This window comes from Nocardiopsis protaetiae (assembly GCF_045446735.1).
GTDB lineage: Bacteria > Actinomycetota > Actinomycetes > Streptosporangiales > Streptosporangiaceae > Nocardiopsis > Nocardiopsis protaetiae.
In genome coordinates this window covers 23,605-40,387 of record NZ_JBJJBV010000004.1, presented here as the reverse complement: position 1 = coordinate 40,387, position 16,783 = coordinate 23,605, and the positions used below count along the sequence as shown (strand labels likewise).

Annotated in this window: 13 protein-coding genes; 4 read left to right on the top strand and 9 right to left on the bottom strand. The window is 74.3% G+C overall.

Translation table 11 applies throughout. The features are described from left to right. Positions 1–8: 8 nt before the first annotated feature. From egtC to ACJOT3_RS01230, 9 genes are all read right to left on the bottom strand, one after another. Positions 9–740: an ergothioneine biosynthesis protein EgtC gene (egtC, locus tag ACJOT3_RS01270; protein ID WP_406967822.1), complete on the bottom strand. Its 732-nt coding sequence runs from the start codon at positions 738–740 to the stop codon at positions 9–11. After that, positions 740–2,125, bottom strand: a complete 1,386-nt coding sequence (egtB, locus tag ACJOT3_RS01265; protein ID WP_406967820.1) for an ergothioneine biosynthesis protein EgtB — start codon at positions 2,123–2,125, stop codon at positions 740–742. Before egtB ends, egtC begins: the two co-directional genes overlap by 1 nt. 5 nt (positions 2,126–2,130) lie before the next feature. Continuing rightward, positions 2,131–3,414 carry an ergothioneine biosynthesis glutamate--cysteine ligase EgtA gene (gene egtA / locus ACJOT3_RS01260; protein ID WP_406967818.1) on the bottom strand — a complete coding sequence of 428 codons (1,284 nt, stop codon included), beginning with the start codon at positions 3,412–3,414 and terminating at the stop codon, positions 2,131–2,133. 219 nt (positions 3,415–3,633) lie between these two features. Beyond that, positions 3,634–4,530 carry an arylamine N-acetyltransferase family protein gene (locus tag ACJOT3_RS01255; RefSeq protein WP_406967816.1) on the bottom strand — a complete coding sequence of 299 codons (897 nt, stop codon included), beginning with the start codon at positions 4,528–4,530 and terminating at the stop codon, positions 3,634–3,636. A gap of 76 nt (positions 4,531–4,606) precedes the next feature. Beyond that, a complete protein-coding gene (locus tag ACJOT3_RS01250; RefSeq protein ID WP_406967814.1) occupies positions 4,607–5,671 on the bottom strand; it encodes an ABC transporter ATP-binding protein in 1,065 nt (354 codons plus the stop codon). Then, complete coding sequence (locus ACJOT3_RS01245; protein ID WP_406967812.1) at positions 5,668–6,666, bottom strand: ABC transporter ATP-binding protein; 999 nt, start codon at positions 6,664–6,666, stop codon at positions 5,668–5,670. Before ACJOT3_RS01245 ends, ACJOT3_RS01250 begins: the two co-directional genes overlap by 4 nt. Next, complete coding sequence (locus ACJOT3_RS01240) at positions 6,663–7,613, bottom strand: ABC transporter permease (RefSeq protein WP_406967810.1); 951 nt, start codon at positions 7,611–7,613, stop codon at positions 6,663–6,665. The genes ACJOT3_RS01245 and ACJOT3_RS01240 overlap by 4 nt, the downstream gene beginning before the upstream one ends. Continuing rightward, entirely contained in the window at positions 7,610–8,674 is a 1,065-nt protein-coding gene (locus ACJOT3_RS01235) for an ABC transporter permease (protein WP_406967808.1), read from the bottom strand. Before ACJOT3_RS01235 ends, ACJOT3_RS01240 begins: the two co-directional genes overlap by 4 nt. Next, positions 8,671–10,533, bottom strand: a complete 1,863-nt coding sequence (locus tag ACJOT3_RS01230) for an ABC transporter substrate-binding protein (protein ID WP_406967806.1) — start codon at positions 10,531–10,533, stop codon at positions 8,671–8,673. Before ACJOT3_RS01230 ends, ACJOT3_RS01235 begins: the two co-directional genes overlap by 4 nt. 233 nt (positions 10,534–10,766) lie before the next feature. On the opposite strand from ACJOT3_RS01230, the gene ACJOT3_RS01225 reads away from it, so the two are divergent. The 4 genes from ACJOT3_RS01225 to ACJOT3_RS01210 all read left to right on the top strand — a co-directional run bounded on the left by ACJOT3_RS01225 (position 10,767) and on the right by ACJOT3_RS01210 (position 16,739). Then, entirely contained in the window at positions 10,767–11,483 is a 717-nt protein-coding gene (locus ACJOT3_RS01225) for a metal-dependent hydrolase (protein WP_406967804.1), read from the top strand. 88 nt (positions 11,484–11,571) lie between these two features. Continuing rightward, positions 11,572–12,231, top strand: a complete 660-nt coding sequence (locus tag ACJOT3_RS01220) for an O-methyltransferase (protein WP_406967802.1) — start codon at positions 11,572–11,574, stop codon at positions 12,229–12,231. Between the two features lie 189 nt (positions 12,232–12,420). Next, positions 12,421–13,566, top strand: coding sequence for an exonuclease SbcCD subunit D (locus ACJOT3_RS01215; protein ID WP_406967800.1), 1,146 nt, complete (start codon positions 12,421–12,423; stop codon positions 13,564–13,566). Beyond that, positions 13,566–16,739: an AAA family ATPase gene (locus ACJOT3_RS01210; RefSeq protein ID WP_406967798.1), complete on the top strand. Its 3,174-nt coding sequence runs from the start codon at positions 13,566–13,568 to the stop codon at positions 16,737–16,739. The genes ACJOT3_RS01215 and ACJOT3_RS01210 overlap by 1 nt, the downstream gene beginning before the upstream one ends. The last annotated feature ends 44 nt before the right edge of the window (positions 16,740–16,783 follow it).

The window sequence follows — 16,783 nt, the reverse complement described above, 5'->3', positions numbered from 1 at the left end:
CGGCCGGGTCAGACGATGGGGTGGATCTCGGTGCGCTCCGCCGCGGCCACGGCCACGGACCCCTCGGGCACCTCCCGCCAGCCCGGGGCGTCGTCGTAGGGCTCCGAGGCCAGCACGACGCCTCCCCCGGGCTCCCGCAGGGTGAACAGGGTGTCCCCGGCGGCGGTGCCCACGAGGGTCTCGCCGTCGGTCGCCAGCAGGTTGTAGCGCCCCTCGGAGTGCTCGCGGGCGTGGCGGACCACGGCGGCCAGCGCGCCGGGCAGGTCGCCGGAGGCCCGCCACAGGCGCACCGCGTGCCCGAACAGCGGCGCGGAGTCCACCGGGGCGCGGGCGTCCAGCGCCCCGGGGGGCGGCGGCAGCGCCGCCACCAGGGCGTCGTCGTCCTTGACCGCGCCGTTGTGGCTGAACAGCAGCCGCCCGGCGCGGAAGGGCTGGGTGCTCGCCTCGTCGGTGCCGAACCCGACGGTGGCGTCGCGCACCGCCGCCAGCACGCACCCCGAGGCCAGGCCGCGGGCCGCCTCGGCGAAGGAGGCGTCGCCCCACATGGGCAGGGCGCGCCGGTAGCGCAGGGGTTCGGGGGTGTCGTCGGGGTACCAGCCCACCCCGAACCCGTCGGCGTTGACCGTGCCGTGCCTTTGCAGGCGGGGCGCCCAGGACTGGACGTGCAGGGAGTGGGGCGCCGCGTACAGCAGGTCGTACAGTGTGCGCGGCGGCCCCAGGTAGGCCAGGTGGCGGCACATCAGGCGGGCTCCGCGTCGCGGGCGCAGCGGAAGCCGCTGAAGATCTGCCGCCGGATCGGCAGGTCCCAGTTGCGGAAGGTGGAGCGGACGGCCGTGGGGTGGGTGGCCCACGAGCCGCCGCGCAGCACCTTGTAGCCGGAGTCGAAGAACACCTCGGAGTACTCGCGGTACGGGAAGGCGCGGAACCCCGGGTAGCCGTGGAAGGTGGTGGAGGTCCACTCCCACACGTCGCCGATGAGCTGGTGCACGCCCAGCGGGGACGCCCCGTCGGGGTGGCGGCCCACGGTGGCGGGGCCGAGCCTGCGCTGGCCGAGGTTGGCGTGGCGGGCGGCGGGCTCCTCGTCGCCCCAGGGGTGGCGGCGCGAACGGCCGGTGGCCGGGTCGAGGCGGGCGGCCTTCTCCCACTCGGCCTCGGTGGGCAGCCGCTTGCCCGCCCACGCGGCGTAGGCCTGCGCCTCGTGGAAGTTGACGTGCTGGACCGGCTCGTCGGGCGGCACCAGCTCGCGGCGGCCGAAGCGGCGCCGGGACCACTCCTGCCCCTCGCGGTCCCAGAAGGCGGGCGAGACCGCCCCGCGCTTCTCCTTCCACTCCCAGCCGTCGGGGCTCCACCAGCGGCGGGTCTGGTAGCCGCCGTCGTCCATGAACTCCCGGTAGGCGGCGTTGGTGACGGGCGCGGTGTCGATGAAGTAGGCGGGCAGGTCGACGGTGGCGGAGGGCTTCTCGTTGTCGTAGGCCCAGGGGTCGTCGTCGGTGCCCATGGTGAAGGGCCCGGCGGGGACCAGGGCCTCGGCCTCGGCGGGCGGGCGCAGGGGTGCGACGTGCGGGGTCTCCTCCAGCAGCACGGGGGCGCCCCGGCGCAGCTGGTGGGTGGCGAGCATGGTCTCGTCGTGCTGGTGCTCGTGCTGGATGACCATGTGGTAGACGAACCCGGCGTCCAGCAGGCCGGGCGGCCCGGGCGGTGCGTGGGGGTCGTCGGGGGGCCGCGGGGCGGGCACGGTGAGGTCGACGCCGTCCAGGGCGTCCAGGACCTCGCGGCGGACCCGGTCGTTGTAGTCGCGGGCCTCCCGCGGGCGCAGCAGCGGCAGGGTGATGCGTTCGGCGCGGGGGTTCTCGAAGGCGTCGTAGAGGTGGTCGATGTCGGGGCGCAGGGCCTCGCGCCCGGCGGCGGCCCGCAGCAGCCACTGCTCCTCGTAGTTGCCGATGTGCGCCAGGTCCCAGACCAGCGGCGACATCAGCGGCGAGTGCTGGGCGAGCAGCTCCTCGTCGTCGAGGGCGTCCAGGGTGAGGCCGAGGCTGCGCCGCCTGCCGCGGTCGAGCTCCGCGGCGATGCGCTCCTTGGAGATGCCCCGGGAGGCGCCCTGGGAGATGTCCTGTCCGTTGTTCACCGTGTTCACCGAACTCCTCCACCGTGGTCCGAGTGGCGGTCGGCCGCCCCCGCGTGGGCGGGGCGCGGCGCGGGCACGCTCGACCGCGTGTCGGCGGGGCTGAGCCCGCGCCGGGTGTGGCGGTCGGCGTAGTCGTCGACGAGGAAGGCCAGGCGGGTCGCGCCCATGCGGGGCAGGGCGTCGATCGCGGCGTCGAGGCAGCGGCGGGCGCAGGCGGCGACGTCCGGGTCGCCCATGCCGTCGCGGGCCGCGCGCAGCCACAGCCGCCGGTCGGGGACGGGGCCGCCGCTGAGCCGCTCGGTGGCCTCCTCGGCGGTGGCGCGGGCGCGCGGGTCGTCGAAGAGGGCGGCGGCGACCGCGACGGGGACCGGCCACCAGCGCAGCGGCAGGGTGTCGATCATGCGCAGCTCCCACCAGCCGCGGGGGCGCACCGGCGGGAAGAGGGTGCTCAGGTGCAGTTCGAGGTCGTCGGGGGTGACGGGGCGCGGGCCGTGCCCGGCGACCCACTCGGCGAGGGTGATGCCGGGGTCGGCCCGCCAGGTTCCACCGCCCCCGGGGACCTCGGGGACGGCCATGACGGCGGCGTCCAGGGCGTAGGCGGCCCAGGCGTCGGCCGGGTCGGCGGGGCCGCCGGGCTCCAGGACGGGCGCGGTGCGGTCGGCGTCCATGCCGGCCCAGATGGCCCAGCGGGTGGACTTCCAGCCGGTGGGGCGGCCGCGCCAGAGCGGGGAGTTGGCGAACGCGGCGACCAGGACGGGGCCGAGGCGGTGCGCGAACTCCCAGCGTTCGCGCAGGTCGGCGGCGTCGGCCCCGGCGTCCAGGCACACCTGGAGCGAGGCGGTCGCGCACATCATGGTGTGCCCGCCAAAGGTGCGGCGCCCGGCGAAGAACCGGTGCATGGCCTCGTAGCGGGGCAGCCGGAGCTGCCGGGGCGGCGTGCGCACGGGGTCCAGCGCGGACTCGACCAGGCACAGGCCGTCCTGGGCGAGGGTCTTGGCGAGGTGCTCCAGGTCCGCGGCGAGCGCTTCGTGCGCTCGGGCCGGGCCGGGCAGGGCGGGCGAGCTGAGCTCGATCTGGCCGCCGGGTTCGAAGGTGACGCGGCTTCCCGCGGGCGGGGGGCCGGAGCCCTCCAGCAGCGCCGCGAGGCGGTCGATGGTGACGGTGGTGTCGGGTGCGGCGGTGTCGGTGACCAGCCACTCGGTCTCGGCTCCGACCTTGCCTGGAGGGCCGGTCTTGAAACAGACCCCGTTGATGTACTCGTGGACGTCGTCCGTGGTCATGTGCGCCATGGGCTGCTCTCCCTCAGGGCGGCCAACGCCCCGCGCGGGGCGTGTGCCTACCCTGTCCTCCCCCGCTCTCCGGCGCGGCGAACGTGTCGAACGGCCGGAAAGGTGAGCGGATGCGGACAAGGGTCGCGTTCGCGACTTCCCTCCGGAATCGACATCCCCGGTGACTTCGCCCTTCCCGGTGGACGGTGATGTTCCCGTCCACCAGTAAAGTGACTCAGATCACATATTGATGAATTCGGACACCCGGCCCACCACGATCTCCCGTTCCCGTTCGTCCAGCCCGATGCCGAAGACCTCCTCCAGCACCCGCGGCACGTCCCGCGCCGGGATCTCGTCCTGACCCCCGGTCCCGTCCGGGTGCGCGGTGAACAGCGTGGTGTTCATCAGCTTGTACTGCGTACCCGGACCGATGCGCTGCGCGGTCAGCCTGCCCAGGAACGGCGAGCGCGGGTGCGAGGTCAGGTAGTGGCTGAAGATCGCGTAGTCCGTCCGCGCCTGCCCCGCCGTGGTGAAGGCGAACTGCGGCGCCCACTCCCGGCCGTCGAACGTGCGCAGCAGCCACTCCGGGCCGCCCAGGCCCTCCACCCGGTCCAGCCGCACGCCCCAGCCGCCCTGCGCCTCCTGGTGCCCGTCCGCGAACGGGATCGGCTCCAGCAGCCCGCCCCCGCCGAAGCCGACGTCGGCCAGGTAGGGGCCCTTCTCGGTCTCCACCCGCAGCAGGGCGTGCGTCGCGGGTCGCACGTGCCCGTTCGCGCCCACCACCACGCGCGCCGCGAACCCGGTGACGGCGAAGCCCAGCCGGGACAGGACCGAGGCCAGCAGCAGGTTCTGCTCGTAGCAGTAGCCGCCGCGCCGGTGGCGGACCATCTTGTCCACCAGCGCGGGCACGTCCAGCGGGACGGGGCGGCCCAGGACGAGTTCGACGTTCTCGAAGGGGATCGACGCCAGGTGCGCGCGCTGGACCGCGCGCAGCGTCTCCGCGGTGGGTGCGAGGCCCGCGGGCAGGCCGGTGCGCTCGCGGTAGGCGTCCAGGTCCAGGTCGGCGGCGTCCCACAGGTCGGTCTCGGTGAACAGCGGCCCCACCTGCGGGGCGGGGGTCAGGTCGTCGTGTGCCATGTCCACCACAACGGCGGACCGCCGCCGGCCGGTTCCCGCGGGGCCGTCCGGTTCCGGACGGCCCCGCGGTGTTACTTCACCCGGTTCCGGGAGACGTGCCCTCCAGGGCGCGCGCCCAGTGGCAGGCGGTGACGTGCGCGTCACCGTCGCCGGGCAGGACCCCGGGGTCCTCGGTGCGGCAGCGGTCGGCCACGCCCGCCCGCTCGGCCTCGCCCGACGCCAGGACCGGGCAGCGCGGGTGGAAGCGGCAGCCGCCCGGCACCTTCTTGGGGTCCGGCGGCTCCCCCGACAGCACCACCGGTTCCCCTTCGGCCTCGGGCAGCACCGACAGCAGTGCCCGGGTGTAGGGGTGCCGGGGCTCGGACAGGACCTCTTCGACCGTTCCCAGCTCCACCACCCGGCCCAGGTACATCACGGCGACCCGGTCGGCGATGTTCCACGCCAGGCCCAGGTCGTGGGTGGCGATGAGCGCCGACAGGCCCAGCTCGTCGCGCAGGTCCAGGAGGAGGCGCAGGATCTCGCCGCGGACGGAGGCGTCCAGGGACGCCACCGGCTCGTCGGCCACCAGTACTTCGGGCTCCAGGACGAGTGCCCCGGCGATCACCACGCGCTGGCGCTGGCCGCCCGACAGCTCGTAGGGGTAGCGGGCCAGGAACCGCTCCGGGGGCCGCAGACCGGCTCGGGAGAGCGCCCGGGTCACCCGCTCGGCCTCGTCGGCGGTGGTCCCCCCGTGGATGCGCAGGCCCTCGGCGACGGACTCGTAGACCGTGCGCCGGGGGTTGAGCGAACCCGTCGGGTCCTGCTGGACCAGCTGCACCCGGCGCCGGTAGGCGCGCAGGTCCCGGGAGGAGTACCGCAGCGGGCTCCCCTCGAACGACACCTCGCCCGCGGTGGGGCGCTCCAGGCCCAGCAGCAGCCGGCCCAGGGTGGTCTTGCCGCAGCCGGACTCCCCCACCAGGGCCACGATCTCCCCGGCGGCCACGTCCAGGTCGACCCCGTCCACGGCCCGGGCGGCGGCGCGGCCGCCCCCGAACCCGGAGGTGAAGACGACCCGCACGCCGCGGGCGCTCAGGATCGGCACGGCCGCCCCCTCCCCGTGATCCGGTGCGGACGCGAACGCGTCGGTCTCGGTGGTGCTCAACGGACCTCCTCCCCGACCGGGCCCACGTGCACACAGGCGGCGTGCCGCGCCGACTCCCCGTCGGCGCCGGGGGCGACCGGCCACAGCGGCGGGTCGACCGTCGCGCACACGTCCTCGGCCACCGGGCAGCGCGGCCGGAACACGCACCCCGCGGGCGGGTCGGCCGGGTCGGGCGGATCGCCCGGCAGCCCGCGCGGGGCCCGCCGGGAGGCCGGGTCCCCGATCCTGGGGAAGGCCGCGCCCAGCGCCGCGGCGTAGGGGTGGGCGGGGGCGCCCATCACCTCGCGGGCCGGGCCCTGCTCCACGATCCGCCCCGCGTACATCACCGCGACCCGGTCGCAGGTGTCGGCCAGGACGGACAGGTCGTGGCTGATCATCAGCATCCCGATTCCGTGTTCGGTGACCAGGCGCTTGAGCAGGGCGAGGATCTGCGCCTGGATCATCACATCCAGGGCGGTGGTCGCCTCGTCGGCCACGATCAGCCGCGGTTCGCAGGCCAGGGCCATCGCGATCATGACCCGCTGGCGCTGGCCGCCGGACAGCTGGTGGGGGTGGTCGGCGGCCCGGGAGGCGGGCAGCCCCACCTGGCGCAGGAGTTCGGCGACCCGGTCCGCGACCCTGTTCCTGGGAACGGTCCGGTGGATGAGCAGGGGTTCGGCGATCTGCTCCCCGATGCGCCGCACCGGGTTGAGCGAGTGCATGGCGCCCTGGAACACGATGGCCGCCTCCGACCAGCGCACCGCGCGCAGCCGCCCCCACCGCATGGTGAGGACGTCCTCCCCGGCCAGCTCCACGGCCCCGGTGATCCGGGCCGTGTCGGGCAGCAGCCGCAGCAGCGCCATGGCCACCGTGGACTTGCCGCTGCCGGACTCCCCGGCCAGGCCGAGCGTGTCGCCGGGTCGGAGGGAGATGTCCACGCCGCGCACGGCGGGGACCTCGCCGCCGCCGGAACGGTAGGTCACGTGCAGGTCCCGCACGTCGAGAAGGGAGGTCAACGCTGCTCCCGGAGTCGGGGGTCGATGACGGCCTCCAGGGCGCGGCCGCACAGGGTGAACGCCAGGGCGACCAGGGCGATCGCCAGGCCGGGCGGCACCATGTACCACCAGATCCCGGAGCTGATCGCGCCCGCGTTGCGGGCGCTCTCCAGGATCCCGCCCCAGGAGATGGTGGTGGGGTCGCCCACGCCCAGGAAGGCCAGGGTGGACTCCGCGATGATGGAGGTCGCCACCAGCAGGGTGGTCTGGGCCAGCACCACCGGCATCACGTTGGGCAGCACGTGCCAGGCCATGACGTGCAGGTGGCCGCCGCCCAGGGCGCGGGCCCGCTCCACGTAGGGCCGGGCCTCCACGGCCAGGGTCTGGGCGCGCACCAGGCGCGCGGTGGCGGGCCACACCGTCAGGCCGATGGCCAGGATGATCGTGCCGGTGCCGCGGGGCAGGACCGCGGCCAGCGCCACGGCGAGCACCAGGGTGGGCAGCACCAGGAACCAGTCGGTGAGGCGCATCAGGACCGAGGACAGGATCCGCCCGGCGGTGCCGCCGCCCGTCCCGAAGTGCCCGGCGGTCACGCCCACCAGGGTCCCCAGCGACACCGAGACCACGGTGGCCAGGAAGCCGACGGTCAGCGAGACCCGGGACCCCCAGATGATGAGGTCGAGGATGGACCGGCCGTAGTCGTCGGTGCCCAGCGGGAAGCGGGCGCTGGGCGGCTCGAACGCGGTGCCGGGCGCCCGGGTGACGGTGAGGTCGGCCGGGTCCACGATCAGCGGCGCGCACAGGGCCAGGGCGACCAGGGCGAGCAGCCCGGCCAGGCCGACCATCCCGGCGCGGCGGCGGGAGTACTCGCGGGCGAACGCGCGCAGCGCCTCGCGGCGCCGGCGGCGGGCCAGGGCGCGCGGGGAGGGCGGTGCCGCGGGGGGCGGCGGGGCCGTGTCGGTGTTCATGGGCGCACCCTGGGGTCGAGCAGCGGGTAGACCAGGTCGGCGACCAGGTTCATGACGATCACCGAGGCCGCGAACACCACGAACAGGCCCTGGACCAGGCCCAGGTCGGGCACGCTCAGGCCGGAGTAGAACAGGCGCCCCAGCCCCGGCCAGGAGAACACGGTCTCGACGAGGATCACCCCGGAGACCACCTGGCCCAGGTTGAGGAAGATGAGGGTGACGGTGGGCAGCAGCGCGTTGGGCACGGCGTGCCTGCGGCGCACCAGCGCGTCGGTCAGGCCCTTGGCCCGCGCGGTGGTGAGGTAGTCGGCGCCCTTCTCGTCCATGAGGGAGGAGCGCATGATCATCAGGTATTGGGCGTAGATGACCGCGACCATGGTGGCGACCGGCAGGACCATGTGCCAGGCGGTGTCGACGGCCACGTTCCAGAACCCGGTGACGCCGGGGGTGGTCATGCCGCCGGTCGGGAACAGGCCGGGCAGCGGGTCGCGGCCGGACGCGAACAGGACGATGAGCAGCAGCCCGAGCCAGAACGTGGGCACCGACCAGAAGAACAGGGCCACCGTCGTGTTGACCCGGTCGCCCGCGCCCCCGGGCCGCCAGCCCGAGCGCACGCCCAGGAGCAGGCCGAGCAGGGCGGCGATGACGGTGCCGGTCCCGGCGAGCAGGACCGTGGGGCCCAGCGCGTCGAGGATGAGCTCGGCCACCGGTCTGCGGTACTGGAACGAGGTGCCCAGGTCCAGCCGGAACAGGCCCACGGCGTAGTCGAGGAACTGCTGCCACAGCGGCTGGTCCAGGCCGAACTGGCGGCGCAGTTCCTGGCGCTGTTCGGCGGTGACCTCGCGGCCCTCGGTCATCCGGCGGACCGGGTCGCCGGGCAGGATGCGGAACAGGAAGAACCCGGCGACGACCACCCCGGCCAGGGACAGCACGGCGGTGAGCAGCCGGCCGCCGACGTAGCGGAGCACCCGGCCGGCGCGGCCGCGGGCGGCGGCCGCCGCCGGGGCGGAGGAGGGGACCTCCTCCGCCCCGGACGGGGCCGTGAGAGGGGCGCCGGTCACTCGCGGTCCTCCGCGGTGGCCCGGCGGCGGAACAGCAGGAACGCGCCCCCGGCCACGAGCACCAGTGCGACCGCGCCGACGCCGATCCACACCCCGGTGGACACGCCGCCCACGTTCGGGCCCGCGCCCGGTCCGTCCTCGACCGGCTGGGCCGCCCAGAACGCCCAGTAGCCGTCCTGGCCCCAGATGTTGCCGCCCTCGGCGGGCTGGGTGAGGAGGGTGCCCTCCTCGATGTGGTCGGTCCGGTAGGCCTCCCGGATGTCCGGGTAGGTCAGGACGTTGACGACGGCCTCCTCGTAGAGGATGCGCTGGAGGTCGTGGATGATCCCGGCGCGCGCCTCCCGGTCGTACTCCCGGAGCTGGTCGGCGTAGAGCTCGTCGTACTCCTCGTTGCAGAAGTACGCGTCGCCCTGCATGGTGCCCGGTTCGGTGGGCAGCGCGTCGCAGGTGTGGATGCTGAACACGTAGTCGGGGTCGGGGTTGACCGTCCACCCGGTGAAGATCAGGTCGTACTCGGCGGCGTACAGGGCGTCGCTGAGCACGCCGGGGTCGACGGTGAGGTTCTCGACCTCGATGCCGATGTCGGCCAGGCGCTCCACGATGATCTTGCCCGCGCTGACGTTGTCGGGCCGGTCCTGGTGGACGTGCATGCGCAGTTCGAGGCGGTCGCCGTCGGGCGAGACGCGCACCCCGTCGTCGCCGAGCTCGTAGCCGGCCTCGTCGAGCATCTCGTTGGCGGCGTCGGGGTCGAAGGCCAGGATCGCCTCGTCGCCCTCCGGCGACCAGTGGAAGTCTGTGTAGCGGGTCGGGATGTAGCCCCCGGCCGCCGTGGCGCGGCCGCCGTGGGCCTTGTCCACGATCTCCTGGTTGTCGATCGCCATCACGATGGCCTGGCGCAGGGTGCGGTCCTCCAGGGCCGGGTGGCCGTCGCCGAACTCCTCGCCGTCCTGGGTGACGGCGCCCGGGTTGATGGTGAAGGCCTGGAACCGCTTGCCGTCGGCGAAGTTGACGGCGATGTCGGAGGCGTCCGACAGGGCGTCGGCCTGGGCGGCGGTCAGCTCGTAGACGAAGGAGACCTCGCCGCTGCGCAGGGCCTCGACGGCGGCGTCCTTCTCGGCGTAGTACCGGAAGACCAGGTTGTCGAAGCCGGGGGCGCCGTTCCAGTGGTCGGGGTTGGCCTCCAGGGTGATGCTCTGGCCGCGGTCGTGCCCGGTGAGGATGAACGGGCCGCTGCCGACGCTGGGCAGCGCCTCGCCGTCGGCGGCGTACTCGCCGAAGGCGTCGCCCTCGCTCTCGATGATCGGCTCCCACACGTGCCGGGGCACGATGGGCACCGTCAGCGACTCCATGGTGGCCTGGGGCTCGGAGAGCTCGACCACGACGGTGTGCTCGTCGGGCGCGGTGACCTCCTCGAACCCGGCGACGTAGCTGCCGTTGGCGGTGGCCGCGGCCTCGTTCTCCATGATCGTGGTGAACGTCCACGCCACGTCGTCGGAGGTGAGCGGCTCGCCGTCGGAGAAGGTGACGTCGTCGCGGAGGTCGAAGGTCCAGGTCAGGCCGTCGTCACTGGTCTCCCAGCTCTCCGCCAGGGCCGGGGCGGGGTTGCTGGTGACCTGGTCGTTGGTGACCAGCGAGTCGTAGACGTGGGACAGGATGTTGGTGGTGACGGCGAGCTGTGCGGTGAACGGGTTGAAGGAGTCCACCTGCTGGGCGACCGCCACCGTGAGGGTGCCGCCGCCGGGGGAGGCGGCGTCGGCGGCCGCGGGGGCGGCCGCGGTCCCGACGACCAGCAGCAGCGCGGTTCCTGTGGTCGCCGCCCTACACAGCGGCGACACGGTCGGAGGGTGATGGGAGTGCATCTCGGCCCCTGTCAGGATCGTGGGGTGGTGGCCTGTGCCACCAGGGGGTTGGTTCGTTGTCTACCAACGGACCGCGATGAGCGTCAATGATCTACAAGGTGCGCCGTGACATCGCAATACATTCGCGGCCGAGCGTGGTCACAGGGGGTTTCGCGGGCGTTAAGTGGCAAATGGTGAGGGCCGTAATGGCCCCGCCTTGGCACTGTTCTTCGTACTCCGCTACGGTTCCGGCCATGATGGGGCACTCTCACGCCTTGAGCGGCGTGGTCGGCTGGATGGCGGTCGTTCCGCTCGTCCAGGGGACGCAATTCCTGGGCCTGGACTTCAACCTCGGCCCGAGCGAGATCATCGCCGGTTCTCTGGTGTGCGCGGGGGCGGCCCTGCTGCCCGACGTGGACCACAAGAGCGCGACGGTCACCAAGACCTACGGCAAGGTCACCGAGGTGCTGAGCGACATGCTGTCGTTCCTCTTCGGCGGCCACCGGATGGGCACCCACTCGTTCTTCTTCGCGATCCTCATGGGTGTGATCGTGCAGCTCCTGGCCCTGTGGTCGGAGCTGGCGGTGCAGATCTTCGTGTTCCTGCTGATCGGCATCGCGCTCCAGGGCCTGGGTTTCGGACTCGACAAGAACCGGACGGCGTCGGGGGTGATCAACGCGCTGGCGACGGCGGCGATCACCCTGGCCCTGTTCTCGGCCGGGACCAACTACACCTGGCTGGGCCTGGCGGTCGCCTTCGGCGTGGTCCTGCACTTCTTCGGCGACATGGTCACCAAGATGGGCGTGCCGATCTTCTGGCCGTTCTGGAAGAAGCGCATCGGCCAGAACAAGGGGTTCAAGACCGACGGCCCGGTCGAGCAGAAGGTGGTCACCCCCCTGCTCACCGTCGGCGTGATCATCGGCTCCATCTACCTCTTCGACTGGCCCGCCCTGCTCCCCGCCGGGCGCTGACCCCTCCCCTCTCCCCCGTTCGTCCCCCGCGCCCCGCCGCCCCGGTGGGGCGCTTCCTTTTTCGGACCCCCGGACTAAGGTGTCTCCCGTGACACGGACCACAGAGAGCCTCACCCCGGAACTGTACGAATACCTCGTCGCCCAGGGCACCCCGATCGACGACGTGCTGGCCGACCTGGTCGAGGAGACCGCGCGCCTGTTCCCCGCGAGCAAGGGGATGCAGATCGGGCCCGAACAGGGCACGTTCACCACCCTGCTCACGCGGATCTCGGGCGCCCGCGACGCCGTGGAGGTCGGCACCTTCACCGGCTACTCGTCCCTGTGCATCGCCCGCGGCCTGCCCGACGACGGCACGCTGCTGGCCCTGGACGTCAGCGACGAGTGGACCTCCGTCGCCCGCCGCTACTGGGAGCGGGCCAAGGTCGCCGACAGGATCACGCTCCGGCTCGGCCCGGCGCTGGAGTCCCTGCGCGCCCTGCCCGCCGAGCCGCGGTTCGACCTGGCCTTCATCGACGCCGACAAGGAGGGCTACATCGGCTACTGGGAGGAGCTCGTCCCGCGCATGCGCACCGGCGGGATCCTGCTGGCCGACAACACGCTCTCCCACGGCCGGGTGATCGACCAGGCCAACACGGCCGAGCACGTCCAGGGCATCCGCGACTTCAACGCCCACCTGGTCGCCGACGACCGGGTCACCCAGGTCCTGCTGCCCATCGGCGACGGCCTGACCCTGGCCCGCAAGAACTGACTTCTCCAGGGCCGTAGGAACGACCTCATAGCCGTCACCCACCACCTTCAAAGGGCGGGAACAGGTTTCGAGGGAACCCGACGGCCCTACCCCGCGCGCACCGCGAAGTGCGGCATTGTCCACAGTGCCGTCCATTGGGCGACGGTTTTCCCACCCGGAACCGTCGCCCCTTCGATAGTGTCCGGTTCCATGCGGTTGCTGCACACCTCCGACTGGCACCTGGGCCGCTCCTTCCACCGGGAGAACCTCCTCGACGCCCAGGCCGCCTTCCTCGACCACCTCGTCGACACCGTCCGTGAGCGGGAGGTCGACGTCGTGCTCGTGGCGGGCGACCTCTACGACCGCGCCCTGCCGCCGGTGGACGCCGTGCGCCTGTTCGACCGGGCGCTGGGGCGCATCCGGGAGACCGGGGCGCGGGCCGTCCTCATCGCGGGCAACCACGACTCCATGGCCCGGCTGTCGTTCGCCTCCGGGCTCATCGACGCCTCCGGGGTCCACCTGCGCAGCTCGCTGGACGGCATCGGCGAGCCGGTGCTCATCGAGGACGGGCACGGCCCCGTCGCGTTCTACGGCATCCCCTACCTGGAGCCGGAGATCGCCCGCCACCACTGGGGGCTCGCCGAGCGCGGGCACCCGGCGGTCCTGGGGCACGCCATGGACCTGGTCCGCGCCGACCTGGCCGGGCGGCCCGGCACCCGCTCGGTGGTGCTCTCCCACGCGTTCGTCGCGGGCGGCGAGCCCTCCGACAGCGAACGCGACATCTCCGTGGGCGGCGCCTCGCACGTGCCCGCCTCCGTCTACGCCGGGGTCGACTACACCGCCCTGGGCCACCTGCACGGCCGGCAGACCCTCACCCCCGCGGTCCGCTACTCCGGCACCCCGCTGGCCTACTCCTTCTCCGAGGAGCACCACCGCAAGGGGTACTGGCTGGTGGACCTGGACGCCGACGGGCTGGGCGGGGTCGAGTTCGTCGACGCCCCCGTGCCCCGGCCGCTGGCCCGGATCCGCGGCCGCATCGACGACCTGCTCGACGACCCCCGGTGGGAGGCCTACACCGGCCACTGGCTCCAGGTCACCCTCACCGACCCGCGCCGCCCCGCCCAGCCGATGGACCGGCTGCGCGAGCGGTTCCCGCACACCCTGGTCCTGGAGTTCGCCCCCGAGGGCGGCACCCCCGCCACCCGGCCGGTGGCCGCGCCGGTGGCGGGCCGGGCCGAGCGCGCCGTGATCGGCGACTTCGTGGAGTGGGCGCGCGGCACCCCCGCCACACCCGAGGAGGCGGCCCTGGTGGAGGCCGCCGTCGAACAGGTCCGACTCCGGGAAGGACAGCGCTGATGCGCCTGCACACCCTGACCGTCCGGGCCTTCGGGCCGTTCGCGGGCACCGAGACCGTGGACTTCGACCGGCTCGGCGCCGGCGGGCTGTTCCTCATCCACGGGCCCACCGGGGCGGGCAAGACCTCGGTGCTGGACGCCGTCTGCTTCGCCCTGTACGGCTCCCTGCCGGGGGCCCGCGGCAAGGACGACTCCTACAAGAGCCACCACGCGCCCCTGGACCGCCGCCCCGAGGTGTACCTGGAGTGCACGGTGCGCGGCCGCCGTATCGGCATCACCCGGTACCCGCGCTGGGAGCGGCCCAAGAAGCGGGGGTCGGGCACCCTGGTCGAGAACCAGAAGGTCGTCGTCGAGGAGGTCCTCGGCGACCGCCGGGAGGGGATCACCACCCGCCCGGACGAGGCCGGGCAGTTCATCGGTGACCTGGTGGGGCTCACCCTGGACCAGTTCTGCCAGATCGTGCTGCTCCCCCAGGGGGAGTTCTCCCGGTTCCTGCGCGCCTCCGCCAAGGACCGGCGGGCCTCGCTGGAGCGGATCTTCAACACGGGCGTGTTCCGGGAGCTGGAGGACTGGTTCGCCGAACACGCCACCGGGCTGCGCCGCGAGGTGGAGGCCGCCGACCTGCGGGTGCGCGAGAGCGCCGGGCGCATCGCCGAGACCGGCCGCTCCACCGCCCCGGAGGACACCGAGGAGCTGTGGGCCTGGGCCGGCGAGCTGACGGCGCTGACCGCCGCGGTGGCCGGCGAGGTCGTCCCGGTGGTGGACGCCGTGGTGGAGGCCCGGGAGGAGGCGGCCCGCGCCCTGGCAGACGCCCAGGCCCTGGACCGGCAGCGCACCCGGCTGGCCCGCGCCCGGGCCCGGCACGGCGAGCTGATGGAGCTGTCGGAGTGGCGGGCCCGGGTCGACGCCGGGCTGGCCGCCGCCGAGCGCGCCGCCGCCGTGCTGCCGGTCCTCAACGAGCGCGACGCCCGCCGTACCTCGCTGGCCAAGGCCGCCCTGGTCCGCGACCAGGCGGTGGCACTGCTCCCCGCCACCTTCACCCCCGCCGCCGACACGGCCACCACAGGCACGTCCGCCACCTTCGCGCCCGCCTCGGACGCCTCCGCCGACTTCGCGGACGCCACGAGCACGGCCGCCGCAGACGTGGCCGCCACCGGTGTATCCGCCGCCGGTGCGTCCGCCGACTTCGCGGACGCCACAAGCGCGTCCCCCGCAGGCACGCCCGTCACCGGCACGTCCCTCACCACCGCGGCGGACCTGCGCGCGGCCGAGCGCGAGCGGCGGGACGCCCTCGCCCGGGCCGAGCGGCTGCGCGCGGACGCGCGGCGGCTGCGGGAGCGGCGCGAGGCCATCACCCGGTTCGACCGCCACCTGGCCAAGTACGACCAGAACCTGGAGCGGGTGGGCGCGAGCCTGGCCGACCTACCCACCGCCATCACCGACCTGCGCGAACGCCTGGACGCCTCCCGCGACCAGGCCGGAAGGGCCGACGCGGCCGAGGCCGCCCTGGCCGCCGCCGTGCAGCGCCGCGACGCCGTCACCGAGCACGACCGGCTGTCCGCCGACCTGGACCGGGCCGAGACCGCGCACCGCGACGCCGTGGACACCGCCCAGGCCGCCCGCGAGCACGTTCTGGCCCTGCGCGAGCGGCGGATCACCCACATGGCCGCCGAGCTCGCCCTCGGCCTGTCACCCGGAGAACCGTGCGCCGTGTGCGGTTCCGCCGAGCACCCGGCCCCGGCGCTGACCGTCACCGAGGAGCTGGTCACCGCCCAGGCCGAGCGCGCCGCCCAGGCCGCCGCCGACGAGGCCGCCCTGCGCCGGTCCGCGGCCCAGGAGCGGCTGGCCGCGCTGCGCGAGCGGGCCGCCGCGGCCCTCGAACGCGCCGAGGGCCGCACCCTCGACGAGGCCGCCGCCGAGGTCACCGAGCTGACCCGGCGGCGCGACGAGGCCCGCGCCGCCGTCGAGCAGGTGCGCCGCACCGAGGAGGCCCTGGAGGCGCACACCGGCCGCCTGGAGCAGGCGCGCGCCTACGAGGCCGACCAGCGCCGCCAGCGCTCGGAGACCGCCGCCCACCGCGACGGCGCGGCCCAGGAGTGCGACCGCCTGGCCGCCGACCTGCGCGCGGCCCTCGGTGAAGACGGCGAGGCCACCGACCTCGACGCCCGCGTGCAGGCCCTGCACACCGAGGCCGAGCTGCTGGCCGCGGCCGCCGCGGCCGTCGAGGAGCACGACCGGGCCCGGGCCGAGCGGGACGCCGCCGAGGCGGCCCTGGCCGAGGCCCTGGCCGGCGCCGGGTTCACCGACGAGGCCGCTGCCCGCGCCGCCGCCCTGGACGACCGCGAGCGCCGGGAGCTGCGCGTCCGGGCGCGCGAGCACGACGACGCCCTGGCCGCGGTCCGGGCGGCGCTGGAGGACCCCGAGCTGACCGCCGTCGCGGACCTGCCGCCCCCGGACCTGTCCGCGCTCAAGGCCGCCGCCGACGAGGCCGCCCTGGCCGCCGAGCGGGCCGTCACCCTGCGCGGGCGGTGGCGGGAGCGTTCCGACCGGCTGTCCGCCCTGCGCGTGGAGCTGCGCGCCCGACTGGACGACTGCGGCCCGGTGCTGCGCCGCTACCGCACCGCCGAGGGCATGCGGGCGCTGACCGCCGGGACCGCCAAGGACAACACCGACGGCGTGCGCCTGTCGGCGTACGTGCTGGCGGCACGGCTGGAGCAGGTGGTGGCCGCCGCCAACGACCGGCTGTACACCATGTCCGACGGCCGCTACGAGCTGCGCTACACCGTGGACAAGACGGCCGGAGACGGCCGCGCTCAGAAGGCGGGCGGCCTGGGCATCCGGGTGGTGGACGCCTGGACCGGCGCCGAACGCGACCCGGCCACCCTGTCCGGCGGCGAGACGTTCTTCAGCTCGCTCGCCCTGGCCCTGGGCCTGGGCGACGTGGCGAGCGCCGAGGCGGGCGGGGCCGACATCGACACCCTGTTCGTGGACGAGGGGTTCGGCACCCTGGACGAGGACACCCTCGAAGAGGTCCTGGACGTGCTCGACCGGCTGCGCGACGGCGGCCGCGCCGTCGGCGTGGTCAGCCACGTGGCCGACCTGCGCCACCGCATCACCGGCCAGCTCAAGGTGGACAAGACCGCCGCCGGGTCCCACATCCGCCACATCGGCTGACGGTGAGGACGTGCGGTGGCCTCTCCGCCGGGTCCGGCCCGCCG

Excerpts from the sequence above, each read along its gene's own strand:
- ACJOT3_RS01225 (WP_406967804.1), top strand. The coding sequence starts at position 10,767 with ATGATGGGGCACTCTCACGCCTTGAGCGGCGTGGTCGGCTGGATGGCG.
- egtC (WP_406967822.1), bottom strand. The coding sequence starts at position 740 with ATGTGCCGCCACCTGGCCTACCTGGGGCCGCCGCGCACACTGTACGAC.
- egtA (WP_406967818.1), bottom strand. The coding sequence starts at position 3,414 with ATGGCGCACATGACCACGGACGACGTCCACGAGTACATCAACGGGGTC.
- ACJOT3_RS01255 (WP_406967816.1), bottom strand. The coding sequence starts at position 4,530 with ATGGCACACGACGACCTGACCCCCGCCCCGCAGGTGGGGCCGCTGTTC.
- ACJOT3_RS01210 (WP_406967798.1), top strand. The coding sequence starts at position 13,566 with ATGCGCCTGCACACCCTGACCGTCCGGGCCTTCGGGCCGTTCGCGGGC.
- ACJOT3_RS01215 (WP_406967800.1), top strand. The coding sequence starts at position 12,421 with ATGCGGTTGCTGCACACCTCCGACTGGCACCTGGGCCGCTCCTTCCAC.
- ACJOT3_RS01230 (WP_406967806.1), bottom strand. The coding sequence starts at position 10,533 with ATGCACTCCCATCACCCTCCGACCGTGTCGCCGCTGTGTAGGGCGGCG.
- ACJOT3_RS01240 (WP_406967810.1), bottom strand. The coding sequence starts at position 7,613 with ATGAACACCGACACGGCCCCGCCGCCCCCCGCGGCACCGCCCTCCCCG.